The following is an 18433-nucleotide window of genomic DNA, read 5'->3' as shown; positions in this document are numbered from 1 at the left end:
CTGATTTAGTAAGGAGCAAAGATGACCCGTACCCTGAAAGAACGATTTTTCCATGCGGTTGGTTTCGAGGCGCTGGCGATCCTGCTGATTTCGCCGCTGGCCGCCTGGGCAATGCATAAACCCCTGTTTCAGATGGGCGCGCTGGCGCTAATGCTCTCCACCGTCGCCATGCTCTGGAATATGATTTATAACGCCGGGTTTGACCGTCTTTTTCCACAAGGTCGCAGAGGCCTGCCGCTGCGTATTCTGCACGCGCTGGCTTTTGAAGGTGGTTTTATTCTGATTGGCCTGCCCATCGCCGCCTGGATGCTGAAAGTAACGCTATGGCAGGCGCTGCTGCTGGAAATTGGCTTTTTCCTTTTCTTCCTGCCCTATACGGTGGTGTATAACTGGCTGTATGACACGCTTCGCGCTAAATGGCAGCACAAAGCGCGTCAAACTTCTTCAGAACAGCGATGACCAGGCTTCGCGCATGGCTAATTCAATGCGCGCCAGCCGCCATTTCTTTGGCGGCTCTTCCGCTTTAGTTTCCGTTACGGCATCCTGCCGCCGATAGCTGATCTCGCCGTGCGGCGCAAAAGCGTTGGCATCCAGCGGCGAGTGCTTTTCTATGTATTGCTTCAGCACCTCGGCATCGACAAAGCCAGTATTAACGTAGCCCGGAAACTGAGTAATAACAGGATAGCCATCGCCGCCCGTAGCGTTAAAGTTGAGCGTCGCCATGCGATAGGTTTTATCCGCCTGCAGCGGCTCGCCTTTGATTTTGATATCGCTTACGCCGCTGCCGTCTGCGGTCAGGCTGACGTTGGCAAACTGCGCATAGGCCCCAGAATCAACCTGCTTGTTCGCTACCACGGCCAGATATTTTTCCACCTCGCTGCCTTTCATATCGACATAGACCAGGGTGTTGCCGAAAGGCTGTACCTTCAGCACATCTTTATAGGTAATATCGCCAGCTTCGATGGAATCACGCACGCCGCCGCCGCTCATCACGGCGAAATCTGCACCCGCTCGCTCCATTTGCGCACTTAGCAGCAGCCGGGCGAGGTTAGTCTGTACGAAACGCACTTTGCTACGGTCGCCTTCCAGATGACCATTAACGCTGCCGATTTTCACCTGCAGCTGCGCTTCGCCTTTTTTCTGGAAAGGCGTCAGCAGTTTCATCATCGCCGGGTTTTTGGCTATTTCCTGGGTGTAATTGACCCAGCTAACGCTGCCGTCGCTGTTGGTCACTTTATGGCGCAGGTTAATTGGCACCAGTTCATAATGCTCCAGCGTCAGCTTGCCGTTCAGGAAGGTGAAGTCCGCCCGGCCAATATATTTGCCCCATTCGTGTGCCTGGACTATCCAGGTGCCGTTTTGCCTGTCCGGCTGGCACGGCGTGCCCGGCACGTAGTCGGCCTGTTTTACGTTTTCCTTTGCCATACAGACCGGATCCTGAGAATGGCCGCCGACGATCATATCCAGATAGCCCGGCGGCAGCTCGCGCGCCATTTCCACATCGCCCGGTGCGTTGGAGCCGTGGTTGCCGTTGTCGTAATGACCCATATGCGTCGCCGCGATAATGACATCCGGTTTTTCCTGCTGGCGTAGTTCTTCCACTACCGCTTTCGCTTCCGTCGCCGGTTTATGGAAAACGATATCGGTAAAATTTTCCGGATTGCCGATTTTCGCCGTGTCGTCGGTGGTTAGCCCAATCACGGCAATTTTCAGCCCCATACGGTTAAACAGGGCATAAGGCTGGAACAGACGTTTACCGGTACTTTTTTGGTAAATATTGGCGGAAAGCAGCGGGAACTTCGCCCATTTTTGCTGCTGGCGCAGCACGGAAAGCGGATTATCGAATTCATGATTGCCGATCGCCATCGCATCGTAGCCAATAAGATTCATGCCGCGAAAGTCGGGTTCGGCATCCTGTAAATCGGATTCCGGCACGCCGGTATTAATGTCGCCGCCAGAGAGAATAAGCACCGCGCCGCCATGAGCCTGCACATCGTATTTAATTTGATCCATCATGGTTTTCTGCGCGGCCAGCCCGTACTCGTCATGCTCGTTTTGCCAGAAGCGGCCATGATGGTCGTTGGTGTGCAGCACGGTGAATTTGTAAACCCGATCTTTTACCCAGGCCTGAGCGGCAATCGGCGTGCTGAGGAAAGCCAGCGTCAACAGCGCCAGCATTGTTTTCTTTGATGAAAGCATAGCGAATCTCCTTGTGTGCTTAATCCGGCTGGCGCCTTTTGCAGGCAAGAGCGTACCTTGCCGGAAACGACAGTAACACAAAATTCTCTACAACTAGCGTGACGGTAAAATGATTGTTGAAACCAGGCCTTTATTTACCAAATCTTTGCCGCCTCGCCGTTCTGTGGTTCTCTACAGAAAAAAAACCCGTTTCTGCCGCCAGATAATTGCTCGTTTATTTGAGCTGACACTTCAGTCAGTAAGACCGTACTTAACTTAAGTGACATAAATCCCAACAATAAGAGAATTTTACCCGCCAACGCTTTTTTTCCCGATTTTAGTCCGAATATTCTGAGCGAGACAGGCCAAAATGCCATACACTTTACTATTACATTCGGATACATTTGCACATACAAGGAGACAAGCATGCATCATACTACCCCGCTTATCACCACCATTGTCGGCGGACTTGTTCTCGCTTTTCTCCTGGGCATGCTGGCGAATAAAATTCGCGTTTCGCCGCTGGTGGGCTATTTGCTGGCGGGCGTGCTGGCTGGCCCTTTTACGCCAGGCTTTGTGGCCGATACTAATCTGGCGCCGGAACTGGCGGAGCTGGGCGTTATCCTGCTGATGTTCGGCGTCGGCCTGCATTTTTCGCTAAAGGATCTGATGGCGGTAAAGCGGATCGCTATTCCCGGTGCCGTGGCGCAAATTGCCGTCGCCACGCTGTTGGGAATGGGGCTTGCTTCGCTGATGGGCTGGTCGTTGATGACCGGGCTGGTGTTTGGCCTTTGCCTTTCCACTGCCAGTACGGTAGTGCTACTGCGCGCGCTGGAAGAGCGCCAGCTTATCGACAGTAAACGCGGGCAGATCGCTATCGGCTGGCTGATTGTGGAAGATTTAGTGATGGTGCTGGCGCTGGTGCTGCTGCCCGCCATCGCGGGTATGTTTGAAGAAGGCAACGCCAGCATCAGCATGCTGCTGATCGATCTGCTGATGACCATAGGTAAAGTGGTTGCCTTTATGGTGCTGATGATGGTGGTTGGACGCCGCATAGTGCCCTGGATCCTTGCCCGCAGCGCAGCAACCGGCTCGCGAGAGCTTTTTACGCTGTCGGTGCTGGCGCTGGCGTTGGGCATCGCCTTTGGCGCGGTAGAGTTTTTTGATGTCTCCTTCGCGCTCGGTGCTTTCTTTGCGGGTATGGTATTAAACGAATCTGAACTGAGCCACCGCGCCGCTCACGATACGCTGCCGCTGCGCGATGCTTTTGCAGTGCTCTTTTTTGTTTCCGTTGGCATGCTTTTCGATCCGATGATCCTGCTTGAAGAGCCGCTGGCAGTCGCAGGCGTGCTGGCGATTATCGTACTGGGCAAATCGCTGGCGGCGCTGCTGCTGGTGCTGCTGTTCGGCCATTCGCGCCGCACGGCGCTGACTATCTCTGTAAGCCTCGCTCAAATCGGCGAGTTCGCCTTTATTCTGGCCGGGTTAGGCATCTCGCTAAAGCTGTTGCCGGAAGAAGGCCGCAATCTGGTGCTGGCCGGGGCTATTCTCTCAATTATGCTTAATCCCGTGCTTTTCGCCTTTTTACAGCGCTATCTGGATAAAAAGGACAAGGCTGAGGAACAGGCGCAGGCGGAAGCGCTGGAGGAAGAGCAGCAGATCCCGGTCGACCTTTGCAATCACGCCATTATCGTAGGTTTTGGTCGTGTCGGTAGCCTTTTGGGGCAACAGCTTATCGAGAACGGCGTGCCAATTGTGGTAGTAGAAAATAGCCGCACCCGCGTGGCAGCGTTAAGAGAGCAAGGCATCAGCGCAGTGCTGGGCAATGCGGCCCGCGCGGAGATAATGGATCTGGCGCGCCTGGACTGCGCGCGCTGGCTGCTGCTGACTATCCCTAACGGTTATGAGGCTGGCGAGATTACTGTCGCCGCCCGTGAAAAGCGTCCGGCTATCGAAATCCTTGCCCGCGCCCATCACAATGAAGAAGTCAGTTATATCACCGAGCGCGGGGCCAACCAGGTCATCATGGGCGAGCGGGAAATCGCCAACAGCATGCTGAATATTATGCTGGCCGAAAAAGAAAACGCGCCGCAGGAGTGCCCGATCTGAGCCGGGCTATTTCCTGAAGCTTATCTTTCCCAGTAGGACTCTTCGAGGCTGTCTTCACGTTCCGGCAGCCCCCGCGTTAAGCGCGGCGAGTGCTGATTCAGCACCTGATAGCTGACGCGGTTGGCATATTTACAGACTTGAGCCAATGAGGAATAAGTCAGGTAGCGCCGACCATGCTTGCTGGAGTTAGGCACGTTCAGACGGTGATAGTCGTTGGCGGTAATATCGTGCAGCAATGCCGCCAGCGCGCCGTCGCCCGCGCCGTTGGTGTTCATGATTTTTTCCGGGCCGCCCATATATGGCGCAATATGCGAGAAGATCCGTAGCGGCTGCTGGCAGTCCTGGCGGCGCATCGCGCGACTGAACTCATATTGGTTAAACTCCGGAATAGCGCCGGGCAGTAGCGGATGCTGCGTTTTCCGCTTGCCCTCTTCCTCGGTGTAGCCCGCCATATAAAGACCGTTCGGTCCGGCGGTGCAGAGCACCAGATCTACCCACTCCAGCGCCATATTGGCGGCCTGCAGCGGATCGCTGAAGCCGGTTAACGCCTCGCCTTCTTCTTCGTTCATCGCCACCACGGAAACGTGATCGCGCAGGAAATCACGCCAGAACTGCGGATTGTCGCCAATGACATATTTGGTGCCCAGCGTCAGCACTACCGGCACATTGTGCTTTTTAGCCCAGGCGATGGCCTGCATGGTTGCTTCCGCCATCGGCTCGCCTGGCTTGCAGCGCAACAGATAGGAGGTTAGCAGCAGCGCGGACGCGCCCGCTACGACTTCTTCCGGGATGCTCTCTTTGCTTAGCTGGTTCATCATGCCCGGACTGATGGCGAAAGTACGCTCGCCGTGTTCGCCGATTAGCGTAAAGCAGCGCCCGATAGCGCCATCCACGCCCTGCAAATAGTTGAGATCGGTGCGGCTGGAAGTGTTGCAAAGATAGCGATAGGCGTAGCTGCCAATCTGCACGTTGCTACACATCACGCCCAGCAGCACCGAGCGGTCATCCGCCAGCACCGAGTAGTTGTGCAGCGTATTGCCGATAGTGCCGCCAGCGAACTGATGGGTAATCAGGTTAGCACGCGTCAGTTCTTCATACAGCGCTTCCGCGACATCATCCTCGATTACCAGAGAATGGCCCGCGCTCAGGCCGTAGCGAGCGATAAAATCGTCATCTACCTTCGCTTCGATATCCACCAGAATCTGATCGATGCCGGCTATCCAGCTGGTTGCAGTTTCGCTCTCCTGCTGCACGGGCTGGAGCAGCGGGTCGCGGGCGCTGACGGGAAAGTAGTGTTTGGATTTACGCTGGCCGGGAAATTTCATGTTGCTGACTTCAGGAAGGGATACAGGCAGGCAATGATAACAGGGATGCGGCTGGCTGCCCACACCCCCCGATTTTTAGCGCTGGCCGTTGACCAGTTCCACCATCATATCAATATGCAGCTCATCGTCGTTCAGCGCCGGAATATATTCAAATTTGGTGCCGCCCGCGTGCATAAAGAACTCGCAGTTTTGCTCGCTAATTTCTTCCAGCGTTTCCAGACAGTCGGCAGAGAAACCCGGGCTCATAATCTGCACGTGCTTCACGCCTTTCGCTGGCAGCGACTGCATGGTTTCGTCCGTGTAAGGCGTCAGCCAGGGCTCGCGGCCAAAGCGCGACTGGAAGGTCATCATGGCTTCATGCTCGTTCAGGCCCAGCGCCGCGATCAGCGCGTCGCTGGTTTCCCGGCAGCGTAACGGATAATCATCGCCTTCGTTGGCAAAACGCTGTGGAATACCGTGATAGGACATTACCAGCAGATCCGGCTTGCCGTGTTTAGCAAAAGAGCGTTCAACAGAAGCTTTCAGCGCGGCGATATAGGCAGGATGCGTTGCGTAATCGCGGATAAACTGCACGGAAGGCAGGCTGCGATAGCCAGCAAAAACCTGGGTAATGCCGTCCCAGACCGCCGCCACGGTGGAGCAGGAAAATTGCGGGTAAAGCGGCAGTACGATTAAACGAGTCACGCCCTGCGCCATCAGGCTATCCAACGCGCTTTTCAAACTCGGATTGCCGTAGCTCATGCCCAGTTCCACCGGCATATCCAGCCGTGCCGCCAGCGCGTCCCGCTGCCGTTTGCTAAAGACCATCAGCGGCGAACCTTCGTCCATCCACACCGATGCATAGAGCTTAGCCACGCGCGGCGAACGAATTGGCAGAATGGCACCGTTCAGGATCGGCCACCACAGCCAGCGCGGCGTATCCACTACGCGCTTGTCGCTAAGGAACTGTTTCAGGTAGCGTTTAACAGCAGGCGTGGTTGGCGCGTCAGGCGTACCCAGGTTGACCAGCAGTACGCCGGGTTTATCTTGCCTCATTGTTATTCCTTCTCAGGCATTGCAGATGATGAAAACGAGAATCATTTTAGCGGAAAATCGGGGAGGGAAAACCAATTGCTGTAGTAGGGCCGACTTTTATCGGCCCTGGCAGGCATTAACCGAAGATTTTTTCCAGCTCGGCGCTGACTTCAGACACTTTGCGGGTGCCGTCAATTTTGTGGTAGGCGGTGTTGCCCGCTTCCGCTTCTTTGCTGTAATAAGCAATCAGCGGTGCGGTCATCTGATGATACTCTACCAGGCGCTTGCGCACGGTTTCTTCCTGGTCGTCTTTACGCGTGGTCAGCTCTTCGCCGGTCACGTCGTCTTTGCCTTCAACCTTAGGCGGATTGAAGGTGACGTGGTAAACGCGGCCGGAAGGCGCGTGAACGCGACGGCCAACGATGCGCTCGACGATCAGCTCGTCCGGCACCGCGAACTCCAGCACGTTATCAATCTTGATGCCCGCTTCCTTCATGGCGTCCGCCTGAGGAATAGTGCGTGGGAAACCGTCCAGCAGGAAACCGTTGCGGCAATCTTCCTGGGCGATACGCTCTTTTACCAGCGCAATAACCAGTTCGTCAGTGACCAGTTTGCCTGCATCCATCAGTTCTTTGGCCTGTTTGCCCAGCTCGCTGCCGGCTTTAACCGCCGCGCGCAGCATGTCGCCCGTGGAGATCTGCGGAATGCCGTATTTCTCCATAATAAACTGAGCCTGAGTCCCCTTACCTGCACCCGGAGCACCGAGCAGAATAATACGCATTGCGTAAATCCCCTTGCGAATCGCTTTAATCAAGTTATGTAGGGCATGAACATACCATTATGCCCCTGTATCCACAAGGAACGCGGCAGTTAAGCTTACGGACTGGCTGATGAAGTTACCGGTAACTTCCGGGTGTTTCAGTATAAATCACGCAGCTTTAGCGCGTTACAGTAGCAGGCAGCCTGAAAGCCTTGTTTTCAGACTCTTTCACCTGGTGATAGCAGGATCGCTACCAATGTTAACGTTATTGCGAAAAGGGTTTCAGGAAAAACAGTCAGGCAGGAAAAACAAGTTTAAACCACGAAGAGAGAAAAAGCGGAGAGCACAAGCTTAGCTCTCCGCATTTAGCTTTATCAGCCCAGCAGCAGCTGGTTCATACGGCGGATAAACTGGTTAGGATCTTCCAGCGTGCCGCGCTCGGCGAACATCGCCTGATCCAGCAGCAGTTCGATCCACTCGCCGAAGCGGGCTTCGTCCTGCGTATCCGCAGCGCGTTTCACCAGCGCGTGCTCCGGGTTCAGCTCGAACAGATATTTTACTTCCGGCACAGCCTGGCCCGCAGCGGCAAACAGCTTCGCCATCTGGGTGCTCATATCATTGGCGTCGGTAGTGACGATAGCTGGCGTGTCTGTCAGGCGGTGCGTCAGGCGTACGTCCTTCACGCGCTCGCCCAACAGCGTTTTCACGCGATCTACAAACGGCTCCAGCGCTTTCTCCGCCTCTTTCTGCTCTTCGCTCTCTTCGTCGGCCAGCTTGCTCAGCGCTTCGTCCGCTTTGCTGACGCTCTGGAAAGTTTTGCCGTCGAATTCGGTCAGGTAGCTCATCATCCATTCGTCGATGCGATCGGAAAGCAGCAGTACCTCAATGCCTTTTTTACGGAACAGCTCCAGATGCGGGCTGCTCTTCGCGGCGGCGTAGCTGTCGGCAGTGATGTAGTAGATCTTCTCCTGCCCTTCCACCATGCGGCTGACATAGTCTTCCAGCGAAACGGTTTGTGCGGAGCCTTCGCTGCTGGTAGAGGCGAAACGCAGCAGTTTAGCGATGGTTTCTTTGTTGGCGCTGTCTTCCGCCGGGCCTTCTTTCAGCACCAGGCCGAACTGCTGCCAGAATTTCTGGTACTGCTCTTCGTCATCCTTCGCTACTTTCTCCAGCATTTGCAGCGCGCGTTTGCTCAGCGCGTTACGCAGGTTCTGGGTAATGCGGCTGTCCTGCAGGATCTCACGAGAAACGTTCAGCGGCAGATCGCTGGAATCTATCAGACCCCTTACGAAGCGCAGGTAGTTCGGCATAAACTGTTCGGCATCGTCCATAATAAAGACGCGCTGCACGTACAGTTTCAGACCGTGCTTGTGATCGCGGTTCCACATATCCCATGGCGCCTGGGAAGGAATATAAAGCAGGCTGGTGTACTCCTGTTTGCCTTCAACACGGTTGTGGCTCCATGTCAGCGGATCGGCGAAGTCATGGGAAACGTGCTTGTAGAACTCTTTGTACTCCTCGTCGCTGATCTCAGACTTGTTGCGCGTCCACAGCGCCTGCGCCTTGTTGATCTTTTCCCAGCTGGTGGTTTTCTCTTCTTCGTTGTGTTCTTCAATCTCTACTGGCAGCGCGATATGGTCAGAGTATTTGCTGATAATGCTGCGCACGCGCCATGCATCCAGGAACTCGTCTTCGCCTTCACGCAGGTGCAGCGTGATTTCGGTACCGCGATCTTCTTTTGTGATATCGGCGATGGTGTATTCGCCTTCGCCCTCGGACTCCCAGAACACGCCTTCATCAGCGCTGGCACCAGCGGCGCGGGTACGCACAGAAACTTTGTCCGCCACGATAAAGGCGGAGTAGAAACCGACGCCGAACTGGCCGATCAGCTGGCTGTCTTTCGCCTGATCCGAACCCAGCGACTCCAGGAAGGATTTGGTGCCCGATTTAGCGATGGTGCCCAGATTCTCAATGACTTCGTCTCGCGTCATCCCGATACCGTTGTCGCTCAGCGTCAGGGTGCGATTTTCCTTATCCACAGAAACCCGCACGCGCAGGTCGCCATCGCCCTGATAAAGATCCGGCGAAGAGAGCGCACGGAAGCGCAGCTTATCGGCCGCATCGGAAGCGTTGGAGATCAGTTCGCGCAGGAAGATTTCTTTGTTTGAATAGAGGGAATGGATCATCAGGTGCAGAAGCTGTTTTACCTCTGACTGGAAGCCACGCGTCTCTTGTCCTTTCATGGTCATTGCTACCTCAGTTAACTTGGCGGTTTACGTTGAAAGGTAGAATGGGGACGGTTAGCGGCTTTTCAAGACGGCACGACGTATCGTGCCGTTAAATAACTAAAATCTAATCTTGTGGCGCCCGGCCAGAGAGTGCGACAGCGTGGTGCCGTCCACCATCTCCAGCTCGCCGCCGACCGGTACGCCGTGAGCGATGCGGCTGGCTTCGACGCCATACTGCCCGCACAGCTCGGCGATATAGTTGGCGGTCGCCTCCCCTTCTACCGTTGGGTTGGTGGCCAGGATCACTTCCTGAATCGTTTCTTTTTCCAGCCGCTGTTCCAGCCGGTCAAGACCGATATCATTCGGGCCAATGCCATCCAGCGGCGAAAGATGCCCCATCAGCACAAAGTAGCGACCGGCATATTGCCCGGTCTGCTCGATGGCGTGAATGTCAGCCGGGCTTTCTACCACGCAGATCAGGCCGGTCTGTTGACGACGCGTATTGGCGCAGATGGTGCAGACTTCCTGCTCGGTAAAAGTGCGGCAGTCCGCACAGTGACCGATTTCCGACATGGCGCGGGTCAGCGCCTGCGCCAGGCGCATGCCGCCGCTGCGGTCGCGCTGCAGCAGCTGGAACGCCATACGCTGCGCCGACTTTGGCCCCACGCCGGGCAGGCAGCGCAGCGACTCCATCAGGCTTTCAAGGAGCGGGCTGGTCTGCATCAGAACGGCATCTTGAAGCCAGGCGGCAGTTGCATACCGCTGGAGACCGCAGACATTTTATCTTTCTGCGCTTCCGCTACGCGACGAGCGGCGTCGTTAAATGCAGCGGCCACCAAATCTTCCAGCATGTCTTTATCGTCTTCCAGCAGGCTGGGATCGATTTCCACACGCTTACAGTTGTGTGCGCCGTTGATGGTGACTTTCACCAGGCCCGCGCCCGATTCGCCCGTTACTTCCATGGCCGCGATCTCTTCCTGCACCTGCGCCATTTTGTCCTGCATTTGCTGGGCCTGCTTCATCAGGTTGCCCAGTCCGCCTTTTCCAAACATAGTTTTCTCTCTTCAGATCGGGCCGCACGCGCGCCGCAGCGCGTATACAGCGTTTTCAAAGGGGGCGAATACTCTCTTCATCCACGTCCGCGTCAAAAAAACGACACAGCGTCTGAATATGATTATCCGCGATAATTGCCTGACGCGCCTGCGCCAGTTTCTCTTCATAGATTTTTTGCCGCCACTCCAGCGGCGTCAGCACCGCCGGATTATCGTCTTCAATCAGCGTCAGTTCAACCGGCTTGCCCGCCGCCGCGCTCAACGCCTCGCTTAGCGCTTTCTGCGCCGAAGGCGAATTCAGATGGCGCTGGCTGGAGCGCAGATGCAGGCAGATGCCGTTTTCCGTTTGCTCTTTCCAGGCGTTCAGCGCCAGCTGCTGCACCAGCTTAGGCAGCGTCAGCCCGGCGATTTCCGCTGCCCAGGCGTCGCGCTGCTGCGATTCCGTCGTCAGCTTCGCCATCAGCTCCGGCGTTTTTTCATGCTCCAGCGCCGTGCGCAGCGCCTTGGGCGTAGCCACCGGCTCTGGCTTAGCGGCAACGGTTTGCGCCTTCCAGCGGTAGGCTTCCGGTTTTACCGGATCGGGTGCGGCAACGGCGCTCTGCCGCTTCTGGCCGCGCTCGGTGGCGGCTGCCAGCCGCTCCAGGGCCGAGCCTGCCGGCCGCGCACTGGGCGCCGCCGGCTCACTCTTTTTTAGTTTGGTCGCTCCCTGCTGGCGCATCAGCTGCGTTCGCGCCTGCAGCAGCTGGCTGGTAGCGTCGGAGAGCGGCGCGCTATTTTGCACAGTATGCGTCGGCGGCGGGCCTGATGGCGGCTCGCTGCTTGCTGGCGGCGGCGCGACCCTCTGACGAGGCGCTTCCTGCGGCTGCGGCTGCGACTGCGGCGTCATGGCGGGACGGGCAACCGGCTCGGCAATCACCTGTTTAGGGTGAAAAGCCAGCGCGCGCAGCAGCGTCATCTCTACGCCCATGCGGCGATCCGGCGCCAGCGGCAGCTCTTTGCGCCCAACCAGCAGCGTCTGGTAATAGAGCTGCACATCCGCCGGCGGCAAAACGCGGGCCAGTTCGCGCAGACGCTGTTCCACGCCTGCGAACTCTTCGCCCAGCGCAGAAGGCAGCAGTTGGATCATCGCCACGCGGTGCAGCAGCGTCAGCATCTCTACCAGCAGCGCTTCCCACTCTACGCCTCTTGAGGCGGCCTGATTCAGCAGGGACATCGTCTGCTCGCCCTCGGCGTTTACCAGCGCTTCGATCAGCGCCAGCGGCTGCTCGTCATCCAGCGTGCCGAGCATGCTGCTGACCGTAGCGGTGGTGATTTGCCCCTGCCCCATAGCTATAGCCTGATCGGTCAGGCTCAGCGCATCCCTCATACTGCCGTCGGCCGCCCTCGCCAGCAGCTGTAGCGCTCGCGTTTCGGCCTCAATCTGCTCTTCCTGCAGCACATGCTCAAGCTGGCCGCGGATCTGTTCAATATCCAGCGCTTTCAGATGAAACTGCAGGCAGCGCGACAGGATAGTGACCGGCAGCTTTTGGGGATCCGTGGTGGCAAGCAGAAATTTTACGTGCTCCGGCGGCTCTTCCAGCGTTTTCAACAGCGCGTTAAAGCTGTGGCGCGAGAGCATATGGACTTCGTCAATCAGGTAGACCTTGAAACGGCCGCGCGCTGGCGCATACTGCACGTTGTCCAGCAGATCGCGGGTGTCCTCGACCTTGGTACGCGAAGCCGCATCGATTTCGATTAAATCGACAAAGCGCCCCTGTTCGATTTCGCGGCAGTTATCGCACTTGCCGCAGGGCGTGGCGGTAATACCGGTTTCACAGTTCAGGCCTTTCGCCAGAAGGCGGGCGATAGTGGTTTTTCCCACGCCGCGGGTGCCGGAAAAAAGGTAAGCGTGATGGATGCGGCCAAGCGACAGGCCGTTAGCCAGCGCGGTCAGCACGTGCTCCTGACCGACGACATCACTGAACGCCTGGGGACGCCACTTGCGGGCCAGTACCTGGTAGCTCATTCGTGATTCATCATTGATTTATAGAGAATAATTCATCTAAACACCGTTAACCCGTGTTTTAGCCTCGTTGCTGATTGCCGCTACAGTGTACCAGTACGGCCTGGCACATTCCTATCACTTTGCGTAAAACAGGCGGCTAAATCCGCTGGCGTCCCGCGTGCGGCTAAAAACGTCCTGAGAATTTATAAGAAAATACAGGATGAGAATTCACCTGAAATTACCCGTTGCATTCTGCTGTAACCAAATAATTAAAAAAACCAGTCTATTTTCCTAAAATTCCAAAATTAATTTACCGGCGAAATTTTAGGGTATTTAATAAGCAGTAGCGTGGGAAGTTTTAATTAATCGCTAACATCGGGAATTTCCTTTGCGGCAAGCAAGAAACATCCTGGCATAGCAACACATTGAAATAGCTGGACTTTAAAGAAAAAACCTTCAGATAAACCTTGTTATATAAAACTAATGGATTGGTAAAATGAAGAATAAGGAAAAACAGCTTCATTCCGTGAGGTCGGGAATATTAAACAAGAAGCGCCTGTTCAATGCGCTGGCAATAATAACGCTACCTGCCATGGTCGCAATAAATCCTCTCCAGGCTGAGGATAATATTACTATCGGCATCCAGGGCGGCAGCGGCGGTAGCGGTGGCGGCGCGAGCCAGGCTGGCGAGGCAAGCAGCGGCAGTAGCGGCACCAGCGGTGCCCATGCGGCGGGCAGCGGTAGCGGCGGTAACGGCAGCGACGGCGTTTCAGGCGGCAGCGGTGCCAACGGCACGCCAGGTGTCGACGGCGTTGCCGGAACGGCGGGAACCGATGAAACCGGCACGCTGCGCAATGTTAAAGGCCAGCTCGGCCTGCTACAGATCGGCGCGGACGGCGGCGAAGGCGGACTGGCAGGCGTAGCTTCCGCAGGCACCAGCGGTCAGGCGGCAGGAAAAGGCGGCGACGGCGGCAGCGGTGGCACCACCGGAATGGGCGGTGATGGCGGTGATGGCGGCAACGGGGGTAACGGCGGCAATGGCGCGAGCGGCGGTAGCGGCGGTAACGGCGCAGGCGGCGGCAACGGTACGCTGACGATAAATCAAAGCAAGTTCAGCAGCAGCGATCTGGTGGTCGGTGGCGCGGGCGGTGCAGCCAGCGCGGGCGGCAAGGGTCAGGCTGGCGGTAACGGCGGCGCGGGCAGCAGCGGCGGCGAAGCGGGCGTGCCTGGCCTCCAGGCGGCTGGGGGCCTGCCGGGCGACGGCGGTAAAGGCGGCTCGGGCGGCGCTGGCGGCAGCGGCGGCGATGGCGCAAACGGCGGCAACGGCGGTAACGGCGTGCTGACGCTCAACAATACTACGCTGACAGTTAACAATACGCTGAGCATTGGCGGCACCGCTGGCCAGGGCTCGAACGGCGGCAGCGGCGGCAGCGGTGGTAATGGCGGCGATGCGGGCCATACGCCCGATCCCTATACCGAAACCAACGTAACGGGCGAAACAGGCAACAGCGGCGATGGCGGCAACGGCGGTCGTGGCGGTAATGGCGGCAATGGTGCTAATGGCGGCAGCGGCGGTGAAGGCGCGTTACTGCTTGAAAACAGCGTGATCAATGCGCAGTCAATCGCTATTGGCGCCAGTGGTGCGAACGGCGGCAATGGCGGCAACAGCGGCAGTAACGGTAAGGCAGGCGCCGCAGATAGCGTGGCCGCAGCTGGTAAAGGCGCTGCTGGCGGTCAGGGAGGCAAAGGCGGCAACGGCGGTAGCGCTGGCGCTGGCACGCTAACCGTCGCCAACAGTACGCTAAACCTGACCACCGGCATGCAAATTGGTGGTAACGGCGGCAACGGCGGCACTGGAGGTTCGCTACAGGGAAGCGCGGCTGCTGGTAGCGGGGGCAACGGTTCCGATGGCGCAGCGGGAACCCTTTTATTCAATAGCGGCATGATAGCCAACAGCGGCGATATGCAACTGGGCGGCCAGGGAGGCGATGCGGGCGACGGCGGCATCAACAGCGGCGCTAAAGGCCGCTCGGGCAACGGCGGTCTGGCGGGTAACGGCGGCGCGGGCACGGCTATTTTCAGCGGCGGCAGCGGCCAAATCGGCGCGCTCGTCCAGCTGGGCGGCGCCAGCGGCAGCCACGACGGTGTGTTAAACAATAGCGCCTGGGCGCAATCCGCTGGCGCTGGCGGCACAGGCCTGCTGGAAATCAGGGGCGGCACCTTTACCGCAGGCACGCTGGCTATCGGCACCGCTACGGCCTGGAATGCATTAACCGGCGTGACAGCAACGGCGCAAGGTCAGTATGTGCAAAGCGGCGGAACTTTTCAGGTCAATACGACTGAGATCAACAATGGCAGCCTGAGCGTCAGCAACGGCACTTTTGCCAGCCAAACCCTGGATGCCAGTCAGGGAACTTTCACCGTTAGCGGCGAAGGGACGATTATCTTTGGTTCTACAGAACTGAACGCCCATAACTGGCAGGAAAGCGTGGCCCTGCTCAGCCAGACGCAGCAGGCAAGCTGGAACGGCAAGCTGATCCTGAGCGGTGCTGACACGATCGATCTCTCCAGTAGCGATCTCAACTGGCGGATCGGCGGCGATGAAGCCACATGGGGGTTAGGATCTTCCTCGCTGACGGTGATCCACGCCCGATCCTATATTGATTCTGGCAAGGTAGCCCTGGCGTTGGGCAATGCGCAAATCGACGACCGGGCAAGCCTGCTGGTGCTGACGGACGGTGGCGTAAGCGCCGGGGAAAGCTTTACAGCGGTTTCAGGCACAGGTGCCGGTCAGGCGCCCGGCTGGCAGCAAACCAATATCAATACCACCAGCCGACTGCTGGCGTTAACGCCTTCAGCCAGCGAGAACGGGACTTTACTGACCTTCAGCAATGCGGATTACAGCTCTGCCCTGCCCGGCCTGTCCGCCGGTTCAAAACGGCTACTTACCGCTATGACCAGCCAAATCGGCGTTGATACCGCTTCTGATAATGCCGCCCAGCAGTTCCTTTCGCAGGTGATGGATGTGCGCTACGTAAGCGATGCCGCAATCGCTACGCGCATCGCAGAATCCGCCATCAATTTTGCCTCAGTGGCTAATGTTGCGGGCACCGGCTATCAGGTGATGTCGGCAGCAACTCATGCTATAGCGCGACACCTTTCACAGGGCGAACATTTTTTCAATGGCACGCCGCTGGAGGAAGGCTTTAATCTGTGGACATCGCTGCTTTACGACAATGCGCAGCTAAAAGGCTACAGCGCAGGCGGTTTCCACAGCAAAAGCAAAACCTGGCTGGGCGGCGCTTTTATCGGTGCGGAAGATACGCTGATTACGCGCTATGACGCCATTCTGAAAACCGGCGGCGCGCTGAATATCGGCCGTGGCAAAAGCAAGGCAAGCGGCAATCTTTATCCGCTAAAAAACGATCTGGATTTCTGGGGAGGTTCGCTCTACGGCAGCTGGCTGAACAACAACTGGAATCTGATGGCCGATCTCAACTACTCACGCGTCAATCATGAAATGACTATGTCGCTACCTGTAGCGGGATACGGCAAACTCTCTGGCAAAGCCAAATCGACGATTATCAGCGGCGGCGTAGCGGCGGAATATCTTTTCGATACCGACTATTTCGATATTATTCCGCATATCGGCTTGCGCTACACCTCTCTGAAAAACAAAAGGTTTACGGCAAAGAGCAGTGGAAAATCGCTGTTTGACAACGCTGGCACCTCTGCCTCGCTTTGGTCGATACCGCTGGGCGTAGGTTTATCCCGCGAGTTTAAAAGCGATTCGGGCTACACGCTGAAGCCGCGCGTCGATCTCTCTTTTATCGCCACCACCGGCGATACCACTAAGGGGACTAAAGTCAGTATGGCTGGCGTAAACGGCAATGCCTGGAGCGAATCCCGTCTCGCTGACGGTTCGGCCTTCAGCCTTAGCGCAGGTGCGCTGCTGCAAAAAGGCAGCCTGACCTACGGCTTACATTACGATGTGCAAAAGTCTTCGCATGAGACGGCTCAGGCGGTTTCCGCATCCTTTAATATGAAGTTTTAAACTAATAGCCATTTAAAACGAAAGAAGGCTGGCATGAGCCAGCCTTCTTTATTCGTAGGGGGATTTAGTGGCCCGGGAAATTCACCAGGCTGAAGCAGTTCAGGCCCATCGCGTTCAGACGCGCCTCGCCGCTTAAATCGAACAGATTAATGATAAAGGCCGCATCCGTTACCTCGCCGCCGGCGCGACGGATCAGCTTAGCGGTGGCTTCAATGGTGCCGCCCGTAGCCAGCAGATCGTCCACTACCAGCACTTTATCGCCCGGGCCGATAGCATCGCAATGCAGCTCGAGGCAGTCCGTGCCGTACTCCAGCTCGTAGGTCTCGGCAAAGGTTTTACGCGGCAGTTTGCCCGGCTTGCGTACGGGGACAAAGCCGACGCCAAGGCCTAAAGCTACCGGCGCGCCAAACAGGAAGCCACGCGCTTCGGTGCCTACGACTTTGGTAATGCCTGCATCACGATAGCGTTCAACCAACAGTTCAATGCTGAGTGCGTAAGCTTTTGGATCTTCCAGCAGGCTGGTGACGTCACGGAACAGAATGCCTGGCTTGGGGTAATCCTCAATGCTTTTGATACTGTTTTTAAGAAATTCAAGCTGCTGCGCAGTCGCGGTCATAATGTTATGCCTGGTAAATACAAATCTGACTCGCGCAGCTTCGTTGCCCTGACGAGGAAAATCGCAGAGCAAAACAGGAGTGTCCGGGGGAAGCCACGCACGAAAACGACCAAATCTATGCAAATCGTCCGGCAATTGCAACCTCCAGAAGCAAAATCAGCGCTTTTGTTGGTTTTTATCAAGCCTGCCGGAACGGGAAAAAACAGGCCCGCGCACAGAACGATCAAATTAAGCGTATTATAGGCGCGGCAAACTCGGGAGAAAAAAATGAAAAGCGCCCATTTACTTGAACAGCTGCAGGCAAAGCTGGAAGAGCTGGCGCAGGCCGTTGCGCCTCACGCTAATAAACAAACCCCAAAAGCGCGCTTTGATAGCCAGCTTTTTCACTGTCACTCGACGCGACTGGGCGACTATATGCAGGAAGTCCGGCAAAGTTTGCTGCTACTCAGGCAAAGCGTCAACGGCCAGCGTACGGAGCGTGTCGCGTGGATGGCAGAGCGCGTGGTATTACAAATGAGCGCGCTACAGCGCGAGCTGGCAACGCTAAAGCTACGCAGCCGCGAAACGCCGCCGGAGCCGGAACAGGAGAACCTTTATGAAAAGCTGGCGAAGCATCAGGATTACGAACGCCGCCTGCGCGCTATGGTCGCCGACAGAGAAAGCCAGCTAGGGCAACAGGAGACGCTGGCCCAGCAGCAGAAGCTACAGCGTGAGATAGCGGCGCTGGAAGGTCGCCTGCAGCGCTGTCTTCAGGCGCTGAAAAAAATCGAGCGCGCTATCGAAAATCGTGAACGCCAGTAGATACGCAATGCGCTTGCTATACTTGCCGGAAAAATTCACTGGAGATAGCTGATGGCGCTTCTTTCCTGGTTAATCATTGGGCTGGCGGTAGGCTTTACCAGCCGCCGCTTTTTCCCTGGCCGTCCGGGCGGACTGATAGCTACGCTGGTGCTGGCGGTAGTCGGCGCGCTGGTCGGCGGCTATATCGGCGTCTTTTTTAATTATGGTACGCTGGGCGAATCGCAACACGGCGCACAGCTGTTGGCGTTACTTGGCGCCCTGCTGATGGCGCTGCTTGTTAAAAAACTCCGTATCTGACCTGCAGGAGAGAAA

The 18433-nt window shown here is 56.8% G+C and carries 14 protein-coding genes and 1 other annotated feature; of the genes, 5 read left to right on the top strand and 9 right to left on the bottom strand.

Features of this window, described 5'->3' with window-relative positions; translation table 11 throughout:
- Nucleotides 1–21: 21 nt before the first annotated feature.
- Nucleotides 22–459, top strand: a complete 438-nt coding sequence (locus ACETPC_RS20225; protein ID WP_380184279.1) for a multidrug/biocide efflux PACE transporter — start codon at nt 22–24, stop codon at nt 457–459.
- Here the strand turns inward: ACETPC_RS20225 and ushA are convergent.
- Entirely contained in the window at nt 445–2199 is a 1755-nt protein-coding gene (gene ushA / locus ACETPC_RS20220) for a bifunctional UDP-sugar hydrolase/5'-nucleotidase UshA (RefSeq protein ID WP_380184278.1), read from the bottom strand. The two genes, ACETPC_RS20225 and ushA, sit on opposite strands and share 15 nt — an antisense overlap.
- A 405-nt stretch (nt 2200–2604) precedes the next feature.
- Between ushA and ybaL the strand changes: the two genes are divergently transcribed.
- Nucleotides 2605–4287: a YbaL family putative K(+) efflux transporter gene (gene ybaL / locus ACETPC_RS20215; RefSeq protein WP_380184277.1), complete on the top strand. Its 1683-nt coding sequence runs from the start codon at nt 2605–2607 to the stop codon at nt 4285–4287.
- A gap of 20 nt (nt 4288–4307) precedes the next feature.
- Here the strand turns inward: ybaL and ACETPC_RS20210 are convergent, their stop codons facing one another.
- The 7 genes from ACETPC_RS20210 to dnaX all read right to left on the bottom strand — a co-directional run bounded on the left by ACETPC_RS20210 (nt 4308) and on the right by dnaX (nt 12671).
- On the bottom strand, nt 4308–5612 hold the full coding sequence (locus ACETPC_RS20210; protein WP_380184276.1) for an inosine/guanosine kinase: 1305 nt from the start codon (nt 5610–5612) through the stop codon (nt 4308–4310).
- A gap of 75 nt (nt 5613–5687) precedes the next feature.
- A complete protein-coding gene (gene hemH / locus ACETPC_RS20205; RefSeq protein ID WP_380184275.1) occupies nt 5688–6647 on the bottom strand; it encodes a ferrochelatase in 960 nt (319 codons plus the stop codon).
- Nucleotides 6648–6762: 115 nt separating this feature from the next.
- On the bottom strand, nt 6763–7407 hold the full coding sequence (gene adk, locus ACETPC_RS20200; RefSeq protein ID WP_380184274.1) for an adenylate kinase: 645 nt from the start codon (nt 7405–7407) through the stop codon (nt 6763–6765).
- 353 nt (nt 7408–7760) lie between these two features.
- Nucleotides 7761–9635 carry a molecular chaperone HtpG gene (htpG, locus tag ACETPC_RS20195; RefSeq protein ID WP_380184273.1) on the bottom strand — a complete coding sequence of 625 codons (1875 nt, stop codon included), beginning with the start codon at nt 9633–9635 and terminating at the stop codon, nt 7761–7763.
- Between the two features lie 96 nt (nt 9636–9731).
- On the bottom strand, nt 9732–10337 hold the full coding sequence (recR, locus tag ACETPC_RS20190) for a recombination mediator RecR (RefSeq protein WP_380184272.1): 606 nt from the start codon (nt 10335–10337) through the stop codon (nt 9732–9734).
- On the bottom strand, nt 10337–10666 hold the full coding sequence (locus ACETPC_RS20185) for a YbaB/EbfC family nucleoid-associated protein (RefSeq protein WP_380184271.1): 330 nt from the start codon (nt 10664–10666) through the stop codon (nt 10337–10339). The genes recR and ACETPC_RS20185 overlap by 1 nt, the downstream gene beginning before the upstream one ends.
- A 55-nt stretch (nt 10667–10721) precedes the next feature.
- Nucleotides 10722–12671, bottom strand: a complete 1950-nt coding sequence (gene dnaX, locus ACETPC_RS20180) for a DNA polymerase III subunit gamma/tau (RefSeq protein ID WP_380184270.1) — start codon at nt 12669–12671, stop codon at nt 10722–10724.
- Nucleotides 11316–11377, bottom strand: a sequence feature (DnaX frameshifting element). (Overlaps the previous gene by 62 nt.)
- A gap of 475 nt (nt 12672–13146) precedes the next feature.
- On the opposite strand from dnaX, the gene ACETPC_RS20175 reads away from it, so the two are divergent.
- Nucleotides 13147–16704 (top strand): hypothetical protein, encoded by a 3558-nt coding sequence (locus ACETPC_RS20175; protein ID WP_380184269.1) that lies wholly within the window; start codon nt 13147–13149, stop codon nt 16702–16704.
- 64 nt (nt 16705–16768) lie between these two features.
- Here ACETPC_RS20175 and apt read toward each other — a convergent pair whose 3' ends face one another.
- A complete protein-coding gene (apt, locus tag ACETPC_RS20170; RefSeq protein WP_380184268.1) occupies nt 16769–17320 on the bottom strand; it encodes an adenine phosphoribosyltransferase in 552 nt (183 codons plus the stop codon).
- 267 nt (nt 17321–17587) lie between these two features.
- Here apt and priC point away from each other — a divergent pair, with 267 nt between their 5' ends.
- On the top strand, nt 17588–18121 hold the full coding sequence (priC, locus tag ACETPC_RS20165) for a primosomal replication protein PriC (RefSeq protein WP_380184267.1): 534 nt from the start codon (nt 17588–17590) through the stop codon (nt 18119–18121).
- A 51-nt stretch (nt 18122–18172) separates the two neighbouring features.
- Nucleotides 18173–18418 (top strand): GlsB/YeaQ/YmgE family stress response membrane protein, encoded by a 246-nt coding sequence (locus tag ACETPC_RS20160; RefSeq protein WP_380184266.1) that lies wholly within the window; start codon nt 18173–18175, stop codon nt 18416–18418.
- Nucleotides 18419–18433 lie beyond the last annotated feature (15 nt).

Source organism: Pantoea sp. sgz302252 (assembly GCF_042610525.1).
GTDB lineage: Bacteria > Pseudomonadota > Gammaproteobacteria > Enterobacterales > Enterobacteriaceae > Erwinia.
This window is presented reverse-complemented; position numbering and strand designations above follow the sequence as displayed.

Bases quoted from the DNA above. Each gene is read 5' to 3' on its own strand.
- ACETPC_RS20225 (WP_380184279.1), top strand. From the start codon at position 22: ATGACCCGTACCCTGAAAGAACGATTTTTCCATGCGGTTGGTTTCGAG.
- ushA (WP_380184278.1), bottom strand. From the start codon at position 2,199: ATGCTTTCATCAAAGAAAACAATGCTGGCGCTGTTGACGCTGGCTTTC.
- ybaL (WP_380184277.1), top strand. From the start codon at position 2,605: ATGCATCATACTACCCCGCTTATCACCACCATTGTCGGCGGACTTGTT.
- ACETPC_RS20210 (WP_380184276.1), bottom strand. From the start codon at position 5,612: ATGAAATTTCCCGGCCAGCGTAAATCCAAACACTACTTTCCCGTCAGC.
- hemH (WP_380184275.1), bottom strand. From the start codon at position 6,647: ATGAGGCAAGATAAACCCGGCGTACTGCTGGTCAACCTGGGTACGCCT.
- adk (WP_380184274.1), bottom strand. From the start codon at position 7,407: ATGCGTATTATTCTGCTCGGTGCTCCGGGTGCAGGTAAGGGGACTCAG.
- htpG (WP_380184273.1), bottom strand. From the start codon at position 9,635: ATGACCATGAAAGGACAAGAGACGCGTGGCTTCCAGTCAGAGGTAAAA.
- recR (WP_380184272.1), bottom strand. From the start codon at position 10,337: ATGCAGACCAGCCCGCTCCTTGAAAGCCTGATGGAGTCGCTGCGCTGC.
- ACETPC_RS20185 (WP_380184271.1), bottom strand. From the start codon at position 10,666: ATGTTTGGAAAAGGCGGACTGGGCAACCTGATGAAGCAGGCCCAGCAA.
- dnaX (WP_380184270.1), bottom strand. From the start codon at position 12,671: ATGAGCTACCAGGTACTGGCCCGCAAGTGGCGTCCCCAGGCGTTCAGT.
- ACETPC_RS20175 (WP_380184269.1), top strand. From the start codon at position 13,147: ATGAAGAATAAGGAAAAACAGCTTCATTCCGTGAGGTCGGGAATATTA.
- apt (WP_380184268.1), bottom strand. From the start codon at position 17,320: ATGACCGCGACTGCGCAGCAGCTTGAATTTCTTAAAAACAGTATCAAA.
- priC (WP_380184267.1), top strand. From the start codon at position 17,588: ATGAAAAGCGCCCATTTACTTGAACAGCTGCAGGCAAAGCTGGAAGAG.
- ACETPC_RS20160 (WP_380184266.1), top strand. From the start codon at position 18,173: ATGGCGCTTCTTTCCTGGTTAATCATTGGGCTGGCGGTAGGCTTTACC.